Consider the following 23,022-nt stretch of genomic DNA (forward strand, 5'->3'; position numbering starts at 1 on the left):
GGCAGCACGATGACGACCTACGTCCTGCACAACACCACGCTGATCGACGGAACCGGCGCCGCGCCGGTCGACCGCGCCGCAGTCGTGGTCGACGGCGACCGTATCTCCTGGGCCGGCCCGGAATCCGATGCCCCGGCGGCGGCCGGTGCGGTGCGCATCGATCTCGGCGGGCACACCCTGTGCCCCGGCTTCTTCGACTGTCACGTGCACTTCGGTCTGCCCGGCTCCAGCGGCAGCCCACTGGAGAAGGCGCTCAAACCACCGTCCTACGGCTACTTCGAGCTGATCGAGCGGCTGCGGGTGACCCTGGAAAACGGGGTGACCACCGCCCGGGACCTGATGGGGATCGACACCGGCGTGCGGGAAGCCGTCGCCGACGGACTGATCACGGGTCCCCGGCTGCTCGTCGCGGTCAACATGCTCAGCCAGACCGGCGGGCACGCCGATTTCCACCTGCCCTCGGGTATCGACCTGGGCGGTTTCATCGGCGCCTACCTGGTCGACAGCGTCGACGCCGCCCGGCTGCGGGCCCGCGAACTGCTGCGCGCCGGTGTCGATGTCATCAAGGTCGCCTCCAGCGGAGGCGTGTCGTCGCCCAACGACGACCCGACCTGGCTCGGGATGCGGCGGGAGCTGATCGCGGCGGTGGTCGAGGAGGGCCACCATTACGGCGGCCGTCCGGTGGCGGCCCACGCGATCGGCTACGCGGGCATCAGAGCGGCGGTCGAGGCCGGTGTGCATAGCATCGAGCACGGTTACCAGCTCGACGACGACCTGCGCCACCAGATGGTCGAGCAGGGCACATTCCTGGTGCCCACCCTGCTGGAAACCATGAAAGAGGTGACGGCGTCGCCGCAGGGCGCCGCCAAGAGCGCGAAATGGCATGCGATGGCGCATGATTCGATTGCAGCATCGGCGGCCGCCGGTATCAGGATCGCGGTGGGCACCGATGCCGGCCTGTCCCCCGATCACGGAACCAATCTCCGCGAGCTGGGCCTGCTGGTGAAGTTCGGCGGACTGACCCCGATGCAGGCGATCGTCGCAGGCACGCTGACCTCTGCGGCGCTCTGCGGTGTCGAGGACACCCTCGGCTCGGTCGAAGCGGGCAAGATCGCGGATCTCGTTGTGGTCAGCGGCAATCCCCTCAACGACATCGACTCCGTGGGTGACCCGGCCAACATCCTGCTGGTGGTCAAGGAAGGCAAGGCGATGGGAAATCGTGGTGGGTTCGCAATCGGCTGACCGCTACTCCGCGGAGCACTGGTTCCTGGTTCGCGGCCTGCCCACCGTCGTCCGCCGTCGCGCTCTGCTCAGCCGGGTATGGAGTCGGTCGGCGCCGGCGCTGGCGGCCTACGCCGTCATCGCGCTCAACTCGATCGCGATCGTCGCGGTCACCGGACAGCACACCGTCGACATTCCGGGCCGGCCCGATCTGGCCGAAGGGGTGGCCCTGGCACTGGTGGCGCTGGTCCTGCCGGCCGCCGGGCTCGCGGGCTGGCTGGTCGCGCGCCTGACGAACCCGCTGCACCGGGTGACCGCGGCCAATGTCGCGCTGGTGGCCGTCATCGTCGGGATGGTCTTCGGCGGGCCCAGCAACCGGATCCTGGTGAATGTCGTCAGCGCCGCGATCACCCTCGCCCTCATCCTGGCCGCCACCGCGTGCGGCGCCGGATCGTTGCTCGGCTTCATGCTCGACGTCACGCGCAGCAACCTGGCGCTGATCGGCGGTATGTTCGTCCGCGCGCTACCGGTGGTGCTGTTGACGTTCCTGGTGTTCTTCAACGGTCCGGTATGGCAAATGACGGCGGTGATCAGCCGCCAAAGACTGTGGGCGGGAATGCTCTTCCTCGTTCTCATCGCGGCCGCCTTCCTGGTGTCCAACACATTGGACCGGGTCGGGCCGATTCTGGCGGATGCCAGCCCAGCGCTCGAGGGTGACGAAACCCTGGACGACACACCGTTTGCCGGCATACCCGACCCACCGAACGGCAGGCCGCTGTCCCGGATCGAACGTGCCAACGTGGTGTTCGTCGTCGCCGCCTCCCAGGTGACCCAGGTGCTCACCGTGGCGATGCTGACCGGCGCCATCTTCGTCGTGTTCGGGCTCATCATCCTGAGCCCGGAGACGCTGGACGCCTGGACCCGCGGCGCCGGGCGGCCCGACGGTCAACTGCTCGGGATGACGCTGCCGGTGCCCGACGCGCTGCTGCAGACCAGCATGCTGCTGGCCGCCATCACGTTCATGTACCTGTCCGCGAAGGCGGTCAGCGACACCGCCTACCGGGCGCAGTTCATCGAGCCGTTGATCGACGAGTTGCGGCGGACCCTGGTGGCGCGCAACCGCTACCGCTCCACCCTGCCGAAGGGCTGAGGATGTCCGACGTCCGTCGCGTGCACGAGTGGTTCCTGGCCCGCGGTCTGCCGCTGGTGGTGTCCCAGGCGATCCAGGTGGTGTTCTTCACCACAGGTCTGTTCGCGTTCTTCCTGGCGCTGGGCACCATCGCGGTTCCCGATGACGTGACCGTGCTCTGGTCAGGCGAACAGCATTGCCCGGTCGGCGAACCGCCCTGTGCTGGAACGTGGTTCGGCATCCACGTGCCGATACCCCAGACCGTGGTGCATACTTCGCTATTCGTAGCGGTTTTGTCAGGGCTCTACTTCACGGTGAGCACAAGCGTGGATCCGCTGTATCGTCAGCGGTTCTTTGATCCGTTGATCGCTGACGTCGCGGTGAGCCTGGCTGGCCGCGACGCATACTTGGACATGGAGGGGCGCAATGGTTGAGCAGACCGGAGATTTGTTCGGAAAGCGGTATGGCGAGGTGCTTCTGGTGCACATCAGCGAGTCCGGTCCGCAGGCCACCGTGTACAACACGTTCCCCCTCAACGACTGCCCGGCCGAACTGTGGGACAAGCTCGACGCCGAGGCGCTGGCGCGGGAGAACGACGCCGTGGCCGCACTGCTCAACGGTCCGCGCTACTGGCTGATGAGCGGCATCGACAAGGTGACGCAGGGCGAGCAGGAGATCAAGACCTTCGGCGGCATCGACATGATCAAACAGGCCACCGTGCAGCTGGCGTCGCACAACCCGGCGCCGTACAGCATCAACTACGTGGCGCGTCACACCGTATTCCACTTCGATGCCGGCCGCCCGGTCTTCGAACTCGTCGACCCCGAGGGCCAACGCTGGGTAATGCAGACCTGGAGCCAGATCGTCGACGGCAACCTGGGGCTGGAAGACCTGCCCGGGCTGGGACGCCGGCTGAACCTCCCGGAGGGCTGGCGGTACGAAACCCGAGTTTTGACCGAGCGGTTGAGCGTGGACACGACGACCCGGGACGCGCACGTCACCCAGGACGATCTGACCAACACCTACTCGCTGGAGTTCTAAAGGCCAAGAGCCAGAACGGCCCCCGGCACGCCGAGCGTGCGGGGGGCCGTTCTGGCGTGCCGCCTGTTACAGGTACTGGCCCAGGTTCGACTCGGTGTCAATGGCCCTGCTGGCCGACGAACTCTTGCCCGTGACCAGCGTGCGGATGTAGACGATCCGCTCGCCCTTCTTGCCCGAGATCCGCGCCCAGTCATCCGGATTGGTGGTGTTGGGCAGGTCCTCGTTCTCGGCGAACTCGTCGACGATCGAGTCCAGCAGATGCTGGATCCGCAGACCCCGCTGGCCCGTCTCCAGCACCGATTTGATCGCGTACTTCTTGGCGCGGTCGACGACGTTCTGGATCATCGCCCCGGAGTTGAAATCCTTGAAGTACATGACTTCCTTGTCACCGTTGGCGTAGGTGACCTCCAAGAACCGGTTGTCGTCGATCTCGGCGTACATCCGGTCGACGACCTTCTCGATCATCGCCCTGATGCACTGCCCGCGGTCGCCGTCGAACTCGGCCAGGTCGTCGGCGTGAACCGGCAGCTCCTCGGTGAGGTACTTGCTGAAGATGTCCAGTGCCGCTTCGGCATCCGGCCGTTCGATCTTGATCTTCACGTCCAGGCGGCCGGGCCGCAGGATGGCCGGGTCGATCATGTCCTCACGGTTGGAGGCGCCGATCACGATGACGTTCTCCAAGCCTTCGACACCGTCGATCTCGGAGAGCAGCTGCGGCACAACCGTGGTCTCCACGTCGGAGCTGACACCGGTGCCGCGGGTGCGGAAGATCGAGTCCATCTCGTCGAAGAACACGATCACCGGGGTGCCCTCGGAGGCTTTCTCCCGGGCCCGCTGGAAGATCAGCCGGATGTGGCGCTCGGTCTCGCCGACGAACTTGTTCAGCAGCTCGGGGCCCTTGATGTTGAGGAAGTAGGACTTCGCCTCCCGGGCGTCGTCACCACGGACCTCGGCCATCTTCTTGGCCAGCGAGTTGGCCACCGCCTTGGCGATCAGCGTCTTGCCGCAGCCGGGCGGACCGTAGAGCAGGACGCCCTTGGGCGGGCGCAGCGAGTATTCCCGGTAGAGCTCCTTGTGCAGGAACGGCAGCTCCACGGCGTCGCGGATCTGCTCGATCTGGCGGGTCAGACCACCGATGTCGTTGTAGGCGACGTCGGGCACCTCTTCGAGGACCAGGTCCTCGACCTCGGCCTTGGGGATGCGCTCGAAGGCGTACCCGGCCTTGGTGTCGACCAGCAGCGAGTCACCGGGGCGCAGCTTGCGCGGGCGCAGGTCGTCGTCGAGGCCGTCGGCCACGTCGGCGGGCAGGTCCTCGACCGCCACCAGCGGCTCGGCCAGCCAGACGATGCGCTCCTCGTCGGCGTGCCCGACCACCAGCGCCCGATGGCCGTCGGCCAGGATCTCGCGCAGCGTGCTGATTTCGCCGACCGCCTCGTAATGGCCGGCCTCGACCACCGTCAGCGCCTCGTTGAGGCGGAGGGTCTGGCCCTTCTTCAACGACTTCACGTCGATGTTCGGCGAGCACGTCAGCCGCATCTTGCGTCCCGAGGTGAACACGTCGACCGTGTCGTCGTCGTGGGCACCGAGTAGGACGCCGTAGCCACTGGGCGGCTGGCCGAGACGGTCGACCTCCTCCCGCAGCGCCAGCAGTTGCTGACGGGCCTCTTTGAGGGTGTCCATCAGCTTGGCGTTGCGGGCCGCCAGCGAATCGATCCGGGCCTCGAGCTGGTGGACATCACGGGAGCTGCGCGGGGTGCCCTGACCGATGGCATTCTCCAGCTGCTCGCGCAAGATCGACGCTTCCCGGCGCAGCTGCTCCAGTTCGGCAGCGTCATCGCTGGACAGCTGTGGCTCTTCGGGCTGTGACTCAGACATGTTGCGCTCCTTTCCCGCACCGATAGTTGGCGCGGCGGATACCTCAACGCTACCGGGCAATGACCGATCGTGTGCGCTCGGGGAATTACGACACTCTGGCAACACTGTTAACCTCATGAATGAGTCGGGCCGATCGAAAGGACAGCCGTGACCCTGAAACTGCTAGCCACGGGCGTAGCAGCCGCCGCAATCGTCGGCGGCGCCGCCGCTGGTGTGACCTCGGTTGCAGTCAGCATGCCCGCCGCATCGCCCGCCGTGGCACCCGTCGTCTTCGGCGCGCCGCTGCCGCAGCAGCCGGCGCCTGAGCTGCAGAGCACCCTGGCAGCCACCCTCGACGGCCTGCAGAGCGGCGGGTCGTTCATGGGCAGCAAGGCCGCCTTCATCCAGGGTGGCCTGGGCCGCATCGAGGGCATCACCGCTGACCGCGCCTTCAGCAACGCCTCGGCCAAGGGCTACTTCCCGCTGACCTTCGCTATCGCCGATATCGACGAGGAAGGCCCCACCGCGACGGCCAATGTCACCGCAACGGCGGCCAACGGTGCCACCGCGACCCAGAGCATCCAGTTCATCGCGGGCCCCAGCCCCACCGGCTGGCAGCTGACCAAGGCGTCCGCGCTGGCGCTCATGAGCGCGGCCAGCTGAGTCGCCGCTGGATGAATCACCACCCGTTCGCAGTGCTGGGCGCCGCCACAATTGTGGCGGCGCTCGCACTATCGGGGTGTTCCAACCACGACGAGGCGAAAACCGCGACCGGTCCGGTGGACCCGTCGGCACCGGCGATTTCCGCGCCGTCGACGTCGGCCGCGCTGCCTGCACCGGAGGCCCTGACCGACGTGCTGTACCGGTTGGCCGACCCCGCGGTGAAGGGCAGCGACAAGCTCGCACTCGTCGAGGGCACCACACCGGATGACGCCGCCACGATCGACAAGTTCGCCGCCGCGCTGCGCGACGGCGGGTTCACCCCGCTGACCTTCACCGCCGCCGACATCCGATGGTCGGACCGCCAAGCCGACGATGCGCTGGCCACGATCAACGTCACGACGTCCAATCCGGCCAACCCCGGCGGCTTCACCTTCCCGATGGAGTTCCGCTCGCATCAGGGTGTGTGGCAGCTGTCCCGGCAGACCGCCGAGATGCTGCTGGCATTCGGCAACGCCCGCACCGAGGCCACCGGGGCCAGCCCCCGGCCGCCTGACGCGCCACCGCCACCGGCTCCCCCGTCGAGTCCGGCGAGCCCCACCCCCACTCGCTGATGTGGATCGGCTGGCTGCAGTGCGACGTCCTGCTCGGTGACGTCCATTCGCTGAAGGAGAAGCGCTCGGTGGTCCGGCCGATCGTGGCCGAACTGCGCCGCCGCCTGCAGGTATCGGCGGCCGAGACCGACTCGCTGGACCTGCACCGGCGGGCCGGTATCGGGGTGTCGGTGGTGGCCGCCGACCGCGCGCACGTGGTGGCTGTGCTCGATGCCGCCGAACGCCTGGTCGCCGAGCGCCCGGAAATCGACCTGCTCGCCGCGCGCCGCGGTCTGCACCACAGCGACGACTAGCCCGATCAGACGGGAAGTCGCTTGCGCCGCAACGGCGTCGGCGTCACCGTGTCGGGAGCCAGCCGGCGCGCGGAGATCAGGAACGCGGTGTGCCCACGCATATTGTGCTGGGGGCGTACCGCCAGCCCGACCACGTTCCAGCCACGCTGCAACGACTCCCAGGCCCGGGGCTCGGTCCAGCACTGCTGCTCGCGCAGCGCCTCGACGGTCTTGGACAGTTGCGTCACCGTGGCCACGTAAACCATCAGCACCCCGCCCGGGATGAGCAGCCGGGCGACGGTGTCGAGGACGTCCCACGGGGCCAGCATGTCCAGCACCACCCGGTCCACGGAGGCCTGGTCCAGGTCGGATTCGGCGAGGTCGCCGATGACCAGCCGCCAGTTGTCCGGTGTCTGGCCGAAGAAGGTGTCGACGTTGCGACGCGCATGCACCGCGTGGTCGTCGCGGATCTCATAGGAGATCACCTCCCCGCCCGGGCCCACCGCGCGCAGCAGCGAGCACGTCAGCGCCCCGGAACCGGCACCTGCCTCCAGCACCCGGGCACCGGGGAAGATGTCGCCCTCGTGGACGATCTGGGCGGCATCCTTGGGGTAGATCACCTGCGCGCCGCGCGGCATGGACAGCACGTAGTCGATCAGCAGCGGGCGCAGCACCAGGAACGCGTCCCCACTGGTCGACTTGACCACGCTGCCCTCAGGCAGACCGATGACGGTGTCGTGTTCGATCGCGCCGCGGTGGGTGTGGAACTCGCCGCCCGGCGACAGGATCATCGTGTAGTGGCGCCCCTTGGCGTCGGTCAGCTGCACCCGGTCGCCGATGACGAAGGGTCCGGTGCTGCGCGGGGCGTCGGTCACAGCCGTTCAGCCTGCCATAGCGGACTCGCCGTACGACGTGCGCTCACCATGTCGGTGCCCGCGCCTAGGCTCTCCCCATGACTGACCAGGGTCCCGGCGAACGCCCGCGCCCCGCCCTGTCCCCGTCACGCGCCGCGGACTTCAAGCAATGCCCGTTGCTGTACCGGTTCCGGGCGATCGACCGGTTGCCGGAGCCACCGTCGGTCGCCCAGCTGCGCGGCACTGTGGTGCATTCCGCCCTCGAGCAGCTGTACGGCATGCCCGCCGCCGACCGGGTACCGCAGACAGCCCTGGCGCTGGTGGACCCGGCCTGGCAGCAGGTGCTGGCCGCCCACCCCGAGCTGGTCGAGGGTCTGAGTGCCGAACAGACCGGCCAACTGCTGACCGAGGCACGGGCGCTGCTGACCGGCTACTACCGACTGGAAGACCCGACCCGGTTCGACCCGCAGAGCTGCGAACAGCGCATCGAGGTCGAGCTGGCGGACGGCACCCTGCTGCGCGGGTTCGTCGACCGCATCGATGTCGCGGGCACCGGTGAGGTCCGGGTGGTGGACTACAAGACCGGGAAGGCCCCGCCTGCGGCGCGGGCGCTGGCCGAGTTCAAGGCGATGTTCCAGATGAAGTTCTACGCCGTGGCGCTGCTGCGTTCGCGGGATGTCGTGGCCAGCCGGCTCAGATTGATCTACCTCGCCGATGGCCAGCTGCTGGACTACACCCCCGACCTCGATGAACTGCTGAGGTTCGAGAAGACGTTGATCGCGATCTGGCGGGCCATTCAATCTGCCGGCGCCACAGGTGATTTCCGGGCCAACCCGTCGCGACTGTGCAACTGGTGCAGCCACCAGGACCGGTGCCCCGCCTACGGCGGAACACCGCCGCCCTACCCGGGCTGGCCCGAGGTGACCGAGCGGGAGCCCGCAGCGTGAGCGGCAGCTACTACCGTCGCCTCGGCGCCGACGGCGACGCCGCGGTGTTCGAGTCCACTGACTACACCCGTAGCAACTGGAATGGCGAAATCCAGCATGGCTCACCGCCTTTGGCGTTGTTGACCAAGGCCATCGAGGAGCAGCTGCCGCCCGGGATGCGCATCGGCAGGATGACGCTGGACATCCTCGGAGCCATTCCCGTCACCGAGGTGCGGGTGCGGGCCCGCGTGGAGCGGCCGGGCAGCCGGATCGCGCTGTGGTCGGCCGAGATGACGGTCGACCGTCCGGTCGCCCGGGTGACGGCGTGGGCGCTGGCCACCTCGGACACCGCCGACGCTGCCACCGACCGCTTCGAGCCTCTCGTCGAGGGTGAAACGGCTCCGCTGGCCCTGCAGTGGCAGAACGCCAGCGGCTACCTCGATTCAGTGCGATGGCGGCCGCAGTACGACGAGCCCTCGGGTGCGGTCTCCTGGATGACTCCGCTGGTGGGACTGGTCGACAACGAACCGACAACCGGGCTGCAGCGGCTGGCGATGGTGGTCGATTCGGCCAATGGTGTTGGCGCAGCGCTGAATCCGAAGGCATTCGTGTTCATGAACACCGACACCGCCGTCCATCTGCACCGGCTGCCCACCGGGAACGACTTCGCGCTGCGAGCCCGGGGTTCGATCGGACCGGACGGCATCGGGGCCACCACCGCGGACCTGTTCGACCGCGACGGCTTCATCGGGACATCCGCGCAGACGCTATTGGTGCAGCGTCAGGGCTGAGTAGGGCCGCCGCACCACTCAGTCGCGGTGATAGCGATCCTGGGCCAGCACTTCGACGCCGCGCCAGCCCCAGTAGACCCGGTGGGCGCAGATCAAGCCGTCCTCGATCTCCATGACCTCGACGAAATCCATCTGCTCGCCGGTCGGGGTCTGCCGTGGGTACTCCCAGGTGACCCGATGCCCGTCGGTGAAGAACCCACCCCGGTGATACCGGCGTACCTCCGGCGTGCGTGACACGACCTCGGCCAGAAACGGCCGCAGTTCGCGGTGGCCACGGACAACTCCCTTTCCGCCGAGCAGATGTGCGGCGACAGGGCTTTCGAGGGTGGCATCGGGTGCGTAACAGGCCAGCAGCGCCTCGGCGTCATGGTTGGCCAAGGCCGTCTCCCAGGCGTGCACCACCGCGTTGATCTTTTCGGTTGCGTTCGTCTGCGTCGTCATCGCTCCTCCGTTATTGTCTGTCACGTCAATTCCGGTCACCCACCCGACTGGACAGGAAGGGAGTACCCATGACGGCATCAGCTTCACGGCGCCGGCTATCCGGAGTGCTGACCGTCAGCGCGCTGGCCGCCGGGTCGTGGGCCATCGGTCTGGGCGCCGCTCCGACTGCCAACGCCAGCTGTGTTTCGGCGTTCGGCCTTGGCAATTCGGCGAGCTGCACCAGCACCCTGACCACGATCGCGATCGCGCTGGGCTCGAACGCCCAGGCGCATGCCGATGGACAGTTCAGCACCGCGGTGGCACTCGGCGACGGGGCACTGGCCGGCTCCTATGGCTGGTTCTCCTCGGCCACCGCGATCGGACCGATCAGCGGCGCCGTCGCGAGCGATCTCGGCTTCGCCTTTGCCGCAGGCGGATCGTCGTCGACGCATGCCGGAACCAGCTCCGGGGATCTGGGCAATGTCGCCATCGCTTTCGGCGGCTCAGAGGCGCAAGCCTATGGCGGCAACCTCAACCTCGCGGTGAGCCTGTTCGGCAACAACTCCCATGTCTTGAGCCTGGGCACCGGCAACGCCGCATTCAACGTGGGGAACAACAACACCGTCAGCGCAAAGGGCACCTTCACCAGCGCCGCCAATATCTTCACCGACAATTCGCAGGTTCAGACATCCCCGGCAAGTGTGCTGAGCTCGACCGTGAACATCATCGGCCACTCCAACACGGTGTTGGTCGGAAACGGGCCCTTCGCCATCGCGGCCGCGCTCTTCCAGAACGGCAACCTCATCGTCAAGGACGGGCCCGGCATCAACATCAACGGATTGACCGTCGGCGGGGCGGCCGCGGTCGCGAAGAAGAAGCCGACCGCCCTCAGCGCGTCAGCGCATCACGCAGCCAGACCGGCCGCGTCGACCGGCGGGACGGGGCGTGCGGCGGCTCGCTAGAGGACGTTGACCAGCGAGGCGACCGCCACTGCGGCCACCACCGCGACTACGTCCTCGAGCACGCCGATCGGCAGATCCCGTCCGCCGGTGGCCCGGACCAGTCGGGTGCGCGCCTCGTAGCCGCCGATGGTGCCCAGGACGGCGCCGATCATGCCGGCACCCAGGCTGCTCCACTGGTAGCCCCACGCCGTGCCCAGCACGGCGCCCGCGAACGCACCCGTGACCAGCCGGGTGATGAACTGCACCGCGGTCTTGCGGCTCGGCGTCTGCGGCATCTGATCGGAGATCAACTCGATCAGCGCGATGATCGTCAGGATGGTCACGGTGGCCGTCTGGCCGACCCAGGACGCCCAGGTGCCGGAAAGGTTGATCCAGTCGAGGAAGGCGGCCCAGGCCATCACCGCCGGGGCGGTGAACGCCCGAAGGCCGGCGACAACCCCGATGAGCAGGGCCAGCAGCAGTACGAGTGCGTGCGTCACATGCGGACGCTAGCACGCTCAGAACCGGCAGAACCTGATGTCCGAGGCCAGTATCGCCTTGGCGCCGATGGCGGCGAGTTCGTCCATGATGGCGTTGACGGCCCGGCGCGGCACCAGGGCACGCACCGCGACCCAGTTCTCGTCGGCCAGCGGGGCGATGGTCGGTGACTCCAGACCCGGGGTGATCGCCGTGGCCCGCTCCAGCACAGAACGCGGGCAGTCGTAGTCGAGCATCAGGTACTGCTGACCGAACACCACGCCCTGAACGCGGGCGGCGAGCTGGTCACGGGCCGCGCGGTCGGCGTCGTCACCGGTGTTGGCGCCCTCGATCAGCACCGCCTCCGAATCGCACAGCGGATCGCCGAACGCCACCAGGTTGTGCAGGCTCAGGGTGCGTCCGGAACCGACGACATCGGCGATCGCATCGGCCACACCCAACTGGATCGAAATCTCGACCGCACCGTCGAGGCGGATGACGGTGGCGTCGATGCCCCTGTCCCGCAAGTCTTTTCGGACCAGGTTCGGGTAAGCGGTGGCGATCCGCTTGCCGGCCAGGTCGGCCACGGACCACTGTCGGCCAGCCGGGGCGGCATACCGGAAACTCGACGATCCGAAGCCCAGCGCCAGGCGCTCGTTGACCGGCGCCTCGGATTCGGCAGCCAGATCACGTCCGGTGATACCGAAGTCGAGCTGCCCGGAGCCGACGTAGATCGCGATGTCCTTGGGGCGCAGGAAGAAGAACTCGACACCGTTGGCCGGATCCATGACGGTGAGGTCCTTGGGATCGCTGCGCCGTCGATAGCCGGCCTCGGACAGGATCTCGGCGGCCGATTCGGACAGTGCCCCCTTGTTGGGGACGGCGACACGCAACATGGCTGCCATCAGAGCTTCCGGTAGACGTCGTCGAGGGTCAGCCCGCGGGCGACCATCAGGACCTGGGCCCAGTAGAACAACTGGCTGATCTCCTCGGCCAGCGCCTCATCGGACTCGTGCTCGGCGGCCAGCCAGACCTCGCCGGCCTCCTCGAGGATCTTCTTGCCCAGGGTGTGTACGCCGGCATCGAGCGCGGCGACGGTGGCGCTGCCCGCCGGGCGCGTGCGGGCGCGCTCCCCCAGTTCGGCGAACAGCTCCTCGAAGGTCTTCACGGGCAGCGATTGTTTCATGGCGGCCGAGCGGCCGTCACGGCGGTTTCGCCGCGGCCGCCGGGCCGGCGACTAGGCTGCGGTGCCGTGGGCGCGAACCGGGTGACGATCATGATGGCAGCCGCGCTGACGATCGCCGGCTGTTCGAGCCCGATTTCGATCAGTAACGACACCAACCAGTCGCAAGCGCCGGCGCCGCCGCCGGCGCCGACCACCCGCCCGAGCAACGACAAGCTGGTCAACGCGTTCGACTACTACGCCAAGACCGACGACCGGGCCGGCTACTTCTTCGTCAGCCCCAGCGGGAGCTGGCGATGTGTGATCGTGCCGCGCAGCTGGGCGGGCTGCCAGTCCGCCAGCGGCAGCCTGGGCATCCAGGGGGCGCCGCAGACCATCACCGACGACACCGGCACCGGTGTCACCCCGAACGCGATCGTGGTGCGCACCGAAGGTGACCCGCAGTTCGCCGCGGTGAGCGCCGATCAGTTCAAGCCGCCGGCCGGCACGGCCAAGACGCTGCCGTTCGGCAAGATCCTGGCCGCCGCCGGCTTCCACTGCAACGTGCAGCAAGCCACCGGCATCGCGTGCCTGAGCGAGGAGACCGACAAGGGCTTCACGTTCTCACCGACCGGGGCGAGCTGGCAGTACACCGACGTCCCGTAGCGGGATCGCTCAGGCGTTGGCCGCCTTGTCCTCGTGCAGCAATTCGGCGTGCATGTCCTCCAGCGAGACGCCCTTGGTCTCCATCACCCATTTCCACACGAACAGGCCGGACAGGATGGCGCACAGGCCATAGAAGCCGTAGGCCAGTCCGAGGTGGTCCCGCAGTCCCGGGAAGGTCACGGTGATCAGCCAGTTGGCCGCCCACTGCCCGGCCGCGGCCAGACCCAGCGCCGCGGCGCGGATCCGGTTCGGGAACATCTCGCCGAGCAGCACCCAGACCACCGGCCCCCACGACATGCCGAAGGCGACGACGAACAGGTTGGCGGCGATCAAGGCGATGACTCCGGAGGCACCGGGCAGGTTGGGCTTGCCGTCGACCACAGTGGCGTTCGCGAAGATGATCGCCATCGTCACCAGCGTGACCGCCATGCCCGAGGACCCGATGAGCAAGAGCGGCTTACGCCCGATCTTGTCGATCAGCGCGATCGCGATCAACGTGGTGGCCACGTTGACCACCGAGGTGATCACCGTGTAGATCGCCGATTGGTCGGCATCGAATCCGACTGCCTGCCAGAGCACATTGGAGTAGTAGAAGATCACGTTGATGCCGACGAACTGCTGAAAGATCGACAGCCCCAGACCCACCCAGACGATCCCGTAGAGCCCGCCGGTCGGCTTGCGTAAATCCCGCCACGACGGCTTGTCTTCGCGCTCCAACGTCTGCTGGATCCGGCTGATGGTGATTTCCAGGTTCTTCTCGCCGAGCAGCATGGTCAGCACCCGGCGGGCTTCCGGAATCTTGTGGCTGGCAACAAGATAGCGCGGAGACTCGGGGATGGTGAACGCCAGGCTGCCGTACAGGACCGCCGGAACGGCCATGGCGAGGAACATCCACCGCCACGCTTCAAGACCCAGCCACAGGTCCTTGTTCGGCCCGCCGGCGATGCGCTGCAGGATCCAGTTGACCGCGAACGACAGGAAGATGCCGGACACGATGGCGAGTTGCTGCAAAGAGCCCAACCGGCCGCGGATGCGCGGCGGCGAGGTCTCGGCGATGTACGCCGGGGCGATGACCGAGGCAATGCCCACCCCGATGCCGCCGATGATGCGGAAGAGCACGACGGTCGTCACGTTCGGCGCCAGACCGGTGCCGATCGCGCTGATGAAGAAGAAGACCGCGGCGATCTTCATCACCGAGATGCGTCCGATGCGGTCTGCGATCCGACCGGCGGACATCGCGCCCGCGGCGGCACCCAGCAAGGCCGAGGCCACCGCGAAACCGAGTTCGGCGTTTCCAATGCCGAAGTCTTCCTGAATCGAATCCACCGCACCGTTGATCACCGCGCTGTCGTAACCGAACAGCAGACCGCCGAGGGCGGCCACCGAGGCGATCCGGACGGCAGTGCCACCCGAGGAAAAGTCTTCGTCGGTGATCGCCGATGGTGTTTGGTCGATGGGGCCTTGGCCGGCCATGGGGCGTCCTTTCCGCAGCGCTGCGAGACCTGGTGAGGACTACCTTCGCACAGTCGGACCGACGGCACGACCTTTTGCGTTCGTGCCGTCAGGCGGAGCGTTCCCCGAGGCCGAGCCGCAGCTCGGTGTAGATCTCGCGCAGCTGCGGAATGCCCACCTGCGACAGCGACGAAACGTGGCGCCGCCGTGGGGTCACCGGAACCTCGACGTCGTTGGGCACCACCAATACCGGGCACCCGGCGTCTTCGGCCGCGGCGGCACCGGTGATGGAGTCCTCGACGGCCAGGCAGTGCTCGGGCTCCAGACCCAGCAGCGCCGCGGCCCGCTGATACGGGTCCGGCGCCGGCTTGGCCCTGGCCACCTCGTCCCCACAGACGCTGACCGAGAAGTAGTGGCGGCCAATGCTGTTCAATGCCCGCTCGGTCAGAGCCCGGCGGGTATTGGTCACCAGTGCCATCGGGACGTCGGCGTCGGCCAGCGTGTCGAGCAGCTGCTGGGCACCATCGCACCACGGCAAGCCGCCGTCGAAAAGCTCGGCGGTGTAGTCGTGCAGCCAGTCGGCACTGGCAGCCATGTGGGTGGGGTCGTGGTCCAGTCCGAGGTCGTCGTAGACGATGCGCATGACGCCCTCGGCCGAACCACCGACGGTGGCGTCGCGAACCTCCGGGGTGAGCTCGCCGCCGAGGCGCTTGTACAGCTCCTGCAGCGAGATGTCCCAGAGTTTCTCGGAATCCACCAGGGTGCCGTCCATGTCGAACAGCACTGCGCGCATATCTGTCATCTCCTACGAATGATCCAGTACAACAACGGCTTCAGCCCGGTGGCTCAGTCTTCCGGGTTGTAGCCCAGGTTGGGAGCCAGCCACCGCTCGGCCTCGGGCAGGGTCCAGCCCTTGCGCTTGGCATAGTCGGCAACCTGATCCTGGGCCAGCCGGCCGACGACGAAATACTGCGACTGCGGATGGGAGAAGTACCACCCGCTGACCGCCGCGCCCGGCCACATCGCCATCGACTCGGTCAGCTCGATCCCGGTGCGCTCCTTGACATCCATCAGCTTCCAGAGCGTCACCTTCTCGGTGTGCTCCGGGCAGGCCGGATAGCCGGGCGCGGGACGGATCCCCACATATTTCTCGCCGATGAGCGCCTCGTTGTCGAGTTGCTCGTCGGGCTGATATCCCCAGAACTCCTGGCGGACCCGCTGATGCATCCGCTCGGCGAACGCCTCGGCGAGCCGGTCGGCCAATGACTCCAGCAGGATCGCGCTGTAGTCGTCGTGATCGGCCTTGAACTCGGTGATCTTCTCACTGCTGCCGAGCCCGGCGGTGACGGCGAAGGCGCCGACGTAGTCGGCGATTCCGGTCCCCCTGGGCGCGATGTAGTCGCCGAGGCTGCGGTTCGGGATGCCGCCGCGGTGCTCGCCCTGCTGGCGCAGGTTGTGCAACGTGGTCAGGACCTGGCTGCGAGACTCGTCGGTGTACACCTCGACGTCATCGCCGACGGCGTTCGCGGGGAAGAAGCCGATGACCCCGTTGGCCGTCAGCCACTTCTCCTTGATCAGGGTGTCCAGCATCTCCTGGGCATCGTCGTACAGCTTGCGCGCGGCTTCACCGGAGGCCGGGTTGTTGAGGATGTCGGGAAACCGGCCCTTCATCTCCCAGGCGTTGAAAAATGGTTGCCAGTCGATGAATTCACGGAGCTCGGCCAAATCGTAGTCGTGAAACTCACGCACCCCGAGCCCCTGGGCCGGAACCGGCGGCGTGTAGCCGTCCCACTCGATCGGGGTGCGGTTGGCGCGGGCCTTCTCCAGGGTGAGCATCGGCCGCTCGTTCTTCTGGGCGTGCCGTTCACGCAGGGACGCGTAGTCCTTCTCGGTGGCCTCCAGCAGGGCCGGCCGCTGCTTGTCGTCGAGCAGTGCGGCGGCGACCGGAACCGAGCGCGACGCGTCCTTGACCCAGACCACCGGACCGGAACGGCGGGGCGAGATCTTCACCGCGGTGTGTGCGCGCGAGGTGGTGGCGCCACCGATCAGCAGCGGGATCTCCAGTCCCTGACGCTCCATCTCGGCGGCGAAGTTGACCATCTCGTCCAGGGACGGGGTGATCAGACCGGACAGCCCGATGATGTCGGCGTCGTGCTCCTTGGCGGCGTCCAGGATCTTCTGGGCGGGCACCATCACACCGAGGTCGATGACCTCGAAGTTGTTGCACTGCAACACAACTCCGACGATGTTCTTGCCGATGTCGTGGACGTCGCCCTTGACGGTCGCCATGATGATGGTGCCATTGGTGTCCTTGGCCGCACTCGTCCCGTTCTCGGCCTTCTCCGCCTCGATGAACGGAAGCAGGTACGCCACGGCCTTCTTCATCACCCGGGCCGATTTCACCACCTGCGGCAGGAACATCTTTCCCGAGCCGAACAGGTCGCCGACGACGTTCATCCCGTCCATCAGCGGACCTTCGATCACCTCGATCGGTCGCCCACCCGCGGCGGCGATCTCGGCCCGCAACTCCTCGGTGTCGTCGTCGACGTGCGCGTCGATGCCCTTGACCAGCGCGTGGGTGATGCGCTCACGGACCGGAAGGCTGCGCCATTCGGCGACTCCGGCCTCGCCGGCCTCGTCCTTGCTGTTGAACCGCTCGGCGATCTCCAGGAGCCGTTCGGCGGCGTCCTCGCGGCGGTTGAGTACGACGTCCTCGATGCGCTCCCGCAGCTCGGGATCGATCGAGTCGTAGGGCACCAGTGCACCGGCGTTGACGATGCCCATATCCAGTCCGGCCTTGATGGCATGGAAGAGGAACACCGCGTGGATCGCCTCGCGCACCGGGTTGTTGCCGCGGAACGAGAACGACACGTTGGAGATGCCGCCGGAGATATGCACCCGCGGCAGGTTCTGCTTGATCCACGCGCAGGCGTCGATGAAATCTATTCCGTAACTGGCGTGCTCCTCGATACCGGTCGCCAGGGCGAAGCAGTTCGGGTCGAAGATGATGTCCTCGGCGGGGAAGCCCACGTCCTCGGTCAGGATCCGGTAGGCCCGCCCGCAGATCTCTTTGCGGCGTTCCAGGTTGTCGGCCTGGCCCTGCTCGTCGAACGCCATCACGACCACGGCGGCGCCGAACTTGCGGCACAGCTTGGCCTCCCGGACGAATTTCTCTTCGCCCTCCTTCAGCGAGATCGAGTTGACGATCGGCTTGCCCTGGACGTTCTTCAGGCCCGCCTCGATGACGTCCCACTTGGAGGAGTCGATCATCACCGGCACCCGGCTGATGTCCGGCTCGGCCGCGATCAACTTGGTGAACCGGTCCATCGCGGCGACGCCGTCGATCATGCCTTCGTCCATGTTGATGTCGATGATCTGGGCGCCGACCTCGACCTGCTGCAATGCCACCGACAGGGCGGTGTCGTAGTCCTGCGCCTTGATCAGATTGCGGAAGCGGGCCGAGCCGGTGATGTTGGTGCGCTCACCGATGTTCACGAACAGCGAGTCGTCGGTGATGTTGAGCGGCTCCAGGCCGGCCAGCCGGGTGGCCACCGCTACTTCCGGCACCTCGCGCGGCGGCTTGCCGTCGACAACCTTGGCGATCTCGGCGATGTGTGCCGGGGTGGTTCCGCAGCAGCCGCCGACCATATTGACCAGACCGGCCTCGACGAAGTCGGCGACATAGCCCGCCTGACGCTTCGGGGATTCGTCGTATTCACCGAAGGCGTTGGGCAGACCGGCATTCGGATAGCACGAGACGAAGATGTCGGCGATCCGGGACATCTCGGCGAGGTAGGGCCGCATCTCCGGGGCACCCAGCGCGCAGTTGAGGCCGACCGCCAGCGGCTTGGCGTGCCGAATCGAATTCCAGAAGGCCTCGGTGACCTGACCGGACAGGGTTCGTCCGGACGCATCGGTGATGGTGCCGGAGATGATCACCGGCCAGCGGCGACCGTGTTCCTCGAACAGCGTCTCGATGGCGAAGATCGCGGCCTTGGCGTTGAGCGTGTCAAAGATCGTCTCGACGATGAGCAGGTCGGCGCCACCGTCGAGGAGCCCGCGGGCGGCCTCCAAGTAGGCGGCCACCAGCTGGTCGTAGGACACGTTGCGGGCACCCGGGTCGTTGACGTCCGGCGAGATCGACGCGGTCCTGGTGGTCGGCCCCAGCGCTCCGGCGACGTAGCGGGGCTGCTCCGGGGTGCTGAACTCGTCGCAGACCGCGCGGGCGAGCGCGGCCCCGGCGTAGTTGAGCTCGTAGCTCAGCTCCGCCATACCGTAGTCGGACAGCGAGACCGCGTTCGCGTTGAACGTGTTGGTCTCCAGGATGTCCGCACCCGCCTCCAGATACTCGCGGTGGATGGTCTCGATGATGTGCGGTTGCGTGAGGGTGAGCAGGTCGTTGTTGCCGACGAGGTCGCTGGGCCAGTCGGCGAACCGCTCGCCGCGATACCCCGCTTCGTCCGGCCGGTCCCGCTGGATCGCGGTGCCCATCGCGCCGTCGATCACCATGATCCGCCGGCGCAGCGTGGCAGCCAGCTGATCGGTGCAGTCAGGGCGGAGGTTCGGCTCGAAGTTCGACGCTGGGGTGGTCACGTCAGCGCGCATAGATTCCTTCCGTTGCGGAAGGCGTCCTTAACTCTGTCGAGCGTGGCGGACACCGTTGAAGGCCCGGGCCCGTTGCAACGCCTCTCGACGGAGGAAAGTCTACGTCGTCATCCGATCGACGTCGGGACGCCCAACGCATCGCCGGCGTCAGCGTGCCGCAGACACCGGCGTGTCGTAGTCGTCATGATTAACCAGATTGCACCCGAAGGAATTTCACCGAGCCACTTCTTGACCGGGATTCGGGCTCCAGGGTAGTCGCCCGGAGAGGGCTCATTGCAGCCGCGCAAGCCTTAGGCTGAACTGGTGACACCGTCCAGCTACAGCGGCGCCAAGGGCCCGGACCTGCCCGAACTCCACAACACGATCATCGTTGCGGCGTTCGAGGGCTGGAATGATGCCGGTGATGCCGCCAGCGACGCACTGGAGCACCTGGATGCGATCTGGGAGGCCGAGACCATCATCGAGATCGATGACGAGGCCTATTACGACTACCAGGTCAATCGTCCGGTGATCCGCCAGGTCGATGGTGTCACCCGCGAGCTGGTGTGGCCGTCGATGCGGGTCGCGCACTGCCGTCCGCCCGGTTCGGATCGCGACATCGTGCTGATGCACGGGGTGGAACCCAACATGCGCTGGCGCACGTTCTGCTCCGAACTGCTGGCGATCGCCGACAAGCTGAACGTCGACACCGTCGTCATCCTCGGCGCCCTGCTGGCCGACACGCCGCATACCCGGCCGGTACCGGTATCCGGAGCGGCCTACTCCCCCGAGTCGGCCAAGTTCTTCGGTCTCGAGGAGACCCGCTACGAGGGGCCGACCGGCATCGCCGGGGTGTTCCAGGATGCCTGCGTGGCGGCCGGGATCCCCGCGGTGACGTTCTGGGCGGCGGTGCCGCACTACGTCTCGCAGCCACCGAACCCCAAGGCCACCGTGGCGTTGCTGCGCCGGGTCGAAGACGTCCTCGATATCGAGGTGCCCCTTGGTGATCTCCCGGCCCAGGCCGAGGAATGGGAGCAGGCCGTCACCGAGATGACCGCGGACGACGAGGAGATCGCCGAGTACGTCACGGCGTTGGAGGAGCGCGGGGACGCCGAGGTGGACGTCAACGAGGCGCTGTCCAAGGTCGACGGCGACGCGCTGGCCGCGGAATTCGAGCGGTACCTGCGCAGGCGGGGGCCCGGCTTCCGGTCCTGACGACCCGACGGCGGAGCGCCGCTCAGACGGCGACGCCGTCTGCTGGAGTGTCCAGCGGCTCTTCGGTGACCCGGTACCGTCCGGTGATGTTCGGGTTGGGGGTGTCGAAGTACACGTCGCGCAGCGTGAACGTGGTGTTGCCCATCTTCAGGGTGAAGTCACCGTAGACCCGGTAGACCGCCTGCTGGGCTTGCACCCCACCGATGGTCCGCGGTGGCTGCCGGATGGTGATGGTCTCGGTGAAGGTATGCGTGTACGTCCACGTGTGCCCGTACTCCGCGCTGATCTCGAGGTTCACGATCTTCTCGAGGAAGCTGCGGGAGAGCTTGGCGGTGACCTTGACGCTGTCACTCTCGGAGCGGGTATCGCTGAGAGCAAGCGCACGCACCAGCACCTCGGTCCGGCTCTCGTTGACCAGATCGTTGACGATGGCCTTCTCCAGCCCGAAGGTGTCGATCTGCCGATCGGCCTTGAACGTGCAGGTGGCCTTGGAGTCCTGGTAGCACAGGCTGTTGAGCACCTTGGCCTGGTCCTGCGCCTGCCCCGGCCCGAATTCGACGGTGGTGCCCGGCTTGTCCAGCAGCTTGACGGTGTTGCCGGCGATCAGGTCGGGTCCATTGGGGGTGGGCGAGCACTGCTGTCCGGCGCCGCCGACGACATTGCATCCGGTACCGGGGCCACCGAAGGGGCCGGCCTGCAGTCCGACGACGTAGCGGGCATCGTCGGGCCCGCTGAACACCGGGTACACGATGTTGTTCGTGATGAGGAACCGATAGACCACCTCGAAGTGCATGGCCTGCCCCGGCTGGACGACGCTGCCGATGGCGGGGACGTTGCCCTGGGGCCGGTTCTCACCGTAGTAATCCACCAGCGTCAACGGCTTCGACGTCAGGTTGTACACGTCGAAGCCGCGGGTGGACCCCAGCAGTGTGCTCTGCCCCGGGCTGGGCGCCCGGCCGTCGGTGACGACCGGTATCGCCGAGACGGTGTTGTCGTTCGAGTTGGCGACGTACACCACCGCGCCGACCGGATTCAGGGCCACCGCGTCGGGCGTGTTGCCGACGGTGATGGTGTCGATGACGCTGCGGCTGACGGTGTCGATGACGGACACCGTGTTGTCCGCGGAGTTGACGACGTAGGCGCGAGCGCCGTTGTCGCTCAGGGCAACCGCATCGGGGTTAGCGCCGACGGTGATGACCGTCGTGGCGCCGGTCTTTGTGTCGATCACCGACACCGCGTTGCGGAACAGGTCGGTGACGTAGACCGACGTGCCGTCGGGGCTCAGCGCCAAGGCCGAGGGACTGGCGTTGAGCCCGATGGTGAAGACCACCCGATTGGTGGCCGTGTCGATCACCGACGCCGTCTTGTCGAGGTAATTCGTGACGAACGCCCGGCCATCGGAGGTCATGGCGATGGCCGAGGGAGCCTGGCCCACGGCGATGGTCCCGACCACGAAATTCGTGCTCGTGTCGATGACCGACACGGTGCCCGAACCGGAGTTGACGACGTAGGCCCGTGATCCGCCCGGGTTGAGGGCGATCGCCGTGGGCGAATCACCGACCTGAGTGGTGAGCAGCACCGTGTTGGTCTGGGTGTCGATCACGCTGACGGAGTCGCCACCGGAGTTGACCACGTAGGCACGGCCGGCCGTGGGACTCAGGGCGAGTGCCACCGGGTTGCTCCCCACGCCGACCGTCGCGATCGTGGTGTTGGTGGAGGTGTCCACCACCGACAGTGAATTGTCGCCCAAGTTCGCGACATACAAGCGCTTTCCGTCCGGACTGACCGCCAGCGCACTCGGGGTGTCACCCACCGCGATCTGAGCCGATTGCGCCGCGGGATCGGGCACCGTGACGACGACGTGGACCACCCGGGTCCCGTTACCGTCGAACAGGTGCAAGCCTTGCGTCACATCGCTGACGGCGACGGTGAAGTCGTCAGTCCCTCCGCTGGCCGCCAGCGTCGCAGCGGCCTGATAGGTGTACGTCCCGTCCTGGCCCACCGTGACCGTCCCACGAAGCGGGTTCTGAGTCACCGCGTACTGCAACGGATCGCCGTCGTAGTCATTGGCGCCCAGGGTGCCGACAACCAAACCCTGAGGGGTGGCGGCAAGCTGGCGCGGCGCGGCTGTGGGCGTTTGATTGAGAAAGGTCCGCTGAAACTGGCGGCGCACGGACTCCCACAGACCAGCCAACAACGGTGTTGGCGACGGCGCCCCGGGCAGGTCCGTCGCGTCGATGCCGGCAAGTGGTGAAACCGCCGAGACGTATTGCGTGACGGGTTCGGCAATGGTGTTGCCGGCGTTGATGATTGCCGTCGCCTTCGGCACGGCGAGCGCACTTCTGGCGACTGTGGGCAGCGCCGCGGCCGCCGTGACGGGGGCAACGTCGGCCACCGGCGCATCCGCGGCCGACGTGGCGGATGGCTTCTCGACGGCCGGGCGCACGATGGCCGCGCGGGCGCTGACGCCGGTCGACGGTGCACGTCTGGACTGCGGAAGCTGTGCCGCTACGGCCGAGCGCCGGGCACCGGACCCGGTTGCCGTCGCGTTCGCGCTCGCACCCGGAGCCGACGACGAGCTGTCGGAGGCCTGCCGGTGCGCCCCCGTCTGCCCACTGGCCCCAGATGATGGTCCGTCGGAGGAGTCTGCCGCGGCGACGGCGGGGCCGCTGAGGACCATCGCCCCCAGCCCCATCAGTACAACGGCAGCAGAACGATGGACAGCCATGGGACTCCTCGGGTT

At 67.2% G+C, this 23,022-nt stretch carries 21 protein-coding genes and 1 pseudogene; 12 read left to right on the forward strand and 10 right to left on the reverse strand.

Annotated elements, in window-relative coordinates:
* The first annotated feature begins 9 nt into the window (after window positions 1-9).
* The 4 genes and pseudogenes from G6N35_RS08495 to G6N35_RS08510 all read left to right on the forward strand — a co-directional run bounded on the left by G6N35_RS08495 (window position 10) and on the right by G6N35_RS08510 (window position 3,391).
* Window positions 10-1,242: a metal-dependent hydrolase family protein gene (locus G6N35_RS08495; RefSeq protein WP_163803855.1), complete on the forward strand. Its 1,233-nt coding sequence runs from the start codon at window positions 10-12 to the stop codon at window positions 1,240-1,242.
* Window positions 1,223-2,371 (forward strand): hypothetical protein, encoded by a 1,149-nt coding sequence (locus G6N35_RS08500; RefSeq protein WP_163803856.1) that lies wholly within the window; start codon window positions 1,223-1,225, stop codon window positions 2,369-2,371. The genes G6N35_RS08495 and G6N35_RS08500 overlap by 20 nt, the downstream gene beginning before the upstream one ends.
* 53 nt (window positions 2,372-2,424) lie before the next feature.
* A pseudogene (locus G6N35_RS08505) lies at window positions 2,425-2,784 on the forward strand (hypothetical protein); the annotation flags it as partial.
* On the forward strand, window positions 2,777-3,391 hold the full coding sequence (locus G6N35_RS08510; RefSeq protein WP_163803857.1) for a hypothetical protein: 615 nt from the start codon (window positions 2,777-2,779) through the stop codon (window positions 3,389-3,391). The pseudogene G6N35_RS08505 and the gene G6N35_RS08510, both read left to right, overlap by 8 nt.
* Before the next feature lie 66 nt (window positions 3,392-3,457).
* On the opposite strand, the gene arc is transcribed toward G6N35_RS08510, so the two are convergent.
* Window positions 3,458-5,266: a proteasome ATPase gene (gene arc / locus G6N35_RS08515; protein WP_163803858.1), complete on the reverse strand. Its 1,809-nt coding sequence runs from the start codon at window positions 5,264-5,266 to the stop codon at window positions 3,458-3,460.
* 147 nt (window positions 5,267-5,413) lie between these two features.
* On the opposite strand from arc, the gene G6N35_RS08520 reads away from it, so the two are divergent.
* Genes G6N35_RS08520 through G6N35_RS08530 form a run of 3 tightly spaced genes read left to right on the forward strand, consistent with a single transcriptional unit; the run spans window position 5,414 to window position 6,812 of the window.
* Complete coding sequence (locus G6N35_RS08520; RefSeq protein ID WP_163803859.1) at window positions 5,414-5,908, forward strand: MTB12 family secreted protein; 495 nt, start codon at window positions 5,414-5,416, stop codon at window positions 5,906-5,908.
* An 11-nt stretch (window positions 5,909-5,919) separates the two neighbouring features.
* Window positions 5,920-6,519, forward strand: coding sequence for a lipoprotein LppK (locus G6N35_RS08525; RefSeq protein WP_163803860.1), 600 nt, complete (start codon window positions 5,920-5,922; stop codon window positions 6,517-6,519).
* Complete coding sequence (locus G6N35_RS08530) at window positions 6,519-6,812, forward strand: DUF503 domain-containing protein (RefSeq protein WP_163803861.1); 294 nt, start codon at window positions 6,519-6,521, stop codon at window positions 6,810-6,812. The genes G6N35_RS08525 and G6N35_RS08530 overlap by 1 nt, the downstream gene beginning before the upstream one ends.
* Window positions 6,813-6,817: 5 nt before the next feature.
* On the opposite strand, the gene G6N35_RS08535 is transcribed toward G6N35_RS08530, so the two are convergent.
* Window positions 6,818-7,666: a tRNA (adenine-N1)-methyltransferase gene (locus G6N35_RS08535; protein ID WP_163803862.1), complete on the reverse strand. Its 849-nt coding sequence runs from the start codon at window positions 7,664-7,666 to the stop codon at window positions 6,818-6,820.
* Between the two features lie 77 nt (window positions 7,667-7,743).
* On the opposite strand from G6N35_RS08535, the gene G6N35_RS08540 reads away from it, so the two are divergent.
* Window positions 7,744-8,592, forward strand: a complete 849-nt coding sequence (locus tag G6N35_RS08540; RefSeq protein ID WP_163803863.1) for a RecB family exonuclease — start codon at window positions 7,744-7,746, stop codon at window positions 8,590-8,592.
* Entirely contained in the window at window positions 8,589-9,362 is a 774-nt protein-coding gene (locus G6N35_RS08545) for a thioesterase family protein (protein WP_163803864.1), read from the forward strand. The genes G6N35_RS08540 and G6N35_RS08545 overlap by 4 nt, the downstream gene beginning before the upstream one ends.
* Before the next feature lie 18 nt (window positions 9,363-9,380).
* Here the strand turns inward: G6N35_RS08545 and G6N35_RS08550 are convergent, their stop codons facing one another.
* Window positions 9,381-9,803: a nuclear transport factor 2 family protein gene (locus tag G6N35_RS08550; RefSeq protein WP_163803865.1), complete on the reverse strand. Its 423-nt coding sequence runs from the start codon at window positions 9,801-9,803 to the stop codon at window positions 9,381-9,383.
* Window positions 9,804-9,871: 68 nt separating this feature from the next.
* Here G6N35_RS08550 and G6N35_RS08555 point away from each other — a divergent pair, with 68 nt between their 5' ends.
* Entirely contained in the window at window positions 9,872-10,744 is an 873-nt protein-coding gene (locus G6N35_RS08555) for a hypothetical protein (protein ID WP_163803866.1), read from the forward strand.
* Here G6N35_RS08555 and G6N35_RS08560 read toward each other — a convergent pair.
* Genes G6N35_RS08560 through G6N35_RS08570 form a run of 3 tightly spaced genes read right to left on the reverse strand, consistent with a single transcriptional unit; the run spans window position 10,741 to window position 12,386 of the window.
* Complete coding sequence (locus tag G6N35_RS08560; protein WP_163803867.1) at window positions 10,741-11,223, reverse strand: DUF4126 family protein; 483 nt, start codon at window positions 11,221-11,223, stop codon at window positions 10,741-10,743. The two genes, G6N35_RS08555 and G6N35_RS08560, sit on opposite strands and share 4 nt — an antisense overlap.
* Before the next feature lie 18 nt (window positions 11,224-11,241).
* Entirely contained in the window at window positions 11,242-12,096 is an 855-nt protein-coding gene (gene hisG, locus G6N35_RS08565; protein WP_163803868.1) for an ATP phosphoribosyltransferase, read from the reverse strand.
* A gap of 8 nt (window positions 12,097-12,104) precedes the next feature.
* Window positions 12,105-12,386 (reverse strand): phosphoribosyl-ATP diphosphatase, encoded by a 282-nt coding sequence (locus G6N35_RS08570; RefSeq protein ID WP_163803869.1) that lies wholly within the window; start codon window positions 12,384-12,386, stop codon window positions 12,105-12,107.
* A 66-nt stretch (window positions 12,387-12,452) separates the two neighbouring features.
* Here G6N35_RS08570 and G6N35_RS08575 point away from each other — a divergent pair, with 66 nt between their 5' ends.
* Window positions 12,453-13,028 (forward strand): hypothetical protein, encoded by a 576-nt coding sequence (locus G6N35_RS08575; protein WP_246224254.1) that lies wholly within the window; start codon window positions 12,453-12,455, stop codon window positions 13,026-13,028.
* Between the two features lie 9 nt (window positions 13,029-13,037).
* Here the strand turns inward: G6N35_RS08575 and G6N35_RS08580 are convergent, their stop codons facing one another.
* The 3 genes from G6N35_RS08580 to metH all read right to left on the reverse strand — a co-directional run bounded on the left by G6N35_RS08580 (window position 13,038) and on the right by metH (window position 19,085).
* Entirely contained in the window at window positions 13,038-14,501 is a 1,464-nt protein-coding gene (locus G6N35_RS08580) for a sugar porter family MFS transporter (RefSeq protein ID WP_163803870.1), read from the reverse strand.
* A gap of 88 nt (window positions 14,502-14,589) precedes the next feature.
* Complete coding sequence (locus G6N35_RS08585; protein ID WP_163803871.1) at window positions 14,590-15,273, reverse strand: HAD family hydrolase; 684 nt, start codon at window positions 15,271-15,273, stop codon at window positions 14,590-14,592.
* A gap of 53 nt (window positions 15,274-15,326) precedes the next feature.
* Window positions 15,327-19,085, reverse strand: coding sequence for a methionine synthase (gene metH / locus G6N35_RS08590; RefSeq protein WP_163803872.1), 3,759 nt, complete (start codon window positions 19,083-19,085; stop codon window positions 15,327-15,329).
* Between the two features lie 303 nt (window positions 19,086-19,388).
* On the opposite strand from metH, the gene G6N35_RS08595 reads away from it, so the two are divergent.
* Window positions 19,389-20,279, forward strand: a complete 891-nt coding sequence (locus G6N35_RS08595) for a PAC2 family protein (RefSeq protein WP_163803873.1) — start codon at window positions 19,389-19,391, stop codon at window positions 20,277-20,279.
* Between the two features lie 22 nt (window positions 20,280-20,301).
* Here G6N35_RS08595 and G6N35_RS08600 read toward each other — a convergent pair whose 3' ends face one another.
* Window positions 20,302-23,007, reverse strand: a complete 2,706-nt coding sequence (locus G6N35_RS08600; RefSeq protein WP_163803874.1) for a beta-propeller fold lactonase family protein — start codon at window positions 23,005-23,007, stop codon at window positions 20,302-20,304.
* Between the last annotated feature and the right edge of the window lie 15 nt (window positions 23,008-23,022).

Source organism: Mycolicibacterium anyangense (assembly GCF_010731855.1).
Taxonomy (GTDB): domain Bacteria; phylum Actinomycetota; class Actinomycetes; order Mycobacteriales; family Mycobacteriaceae; genus Mycobacterium; species Mycobacterium anyangense.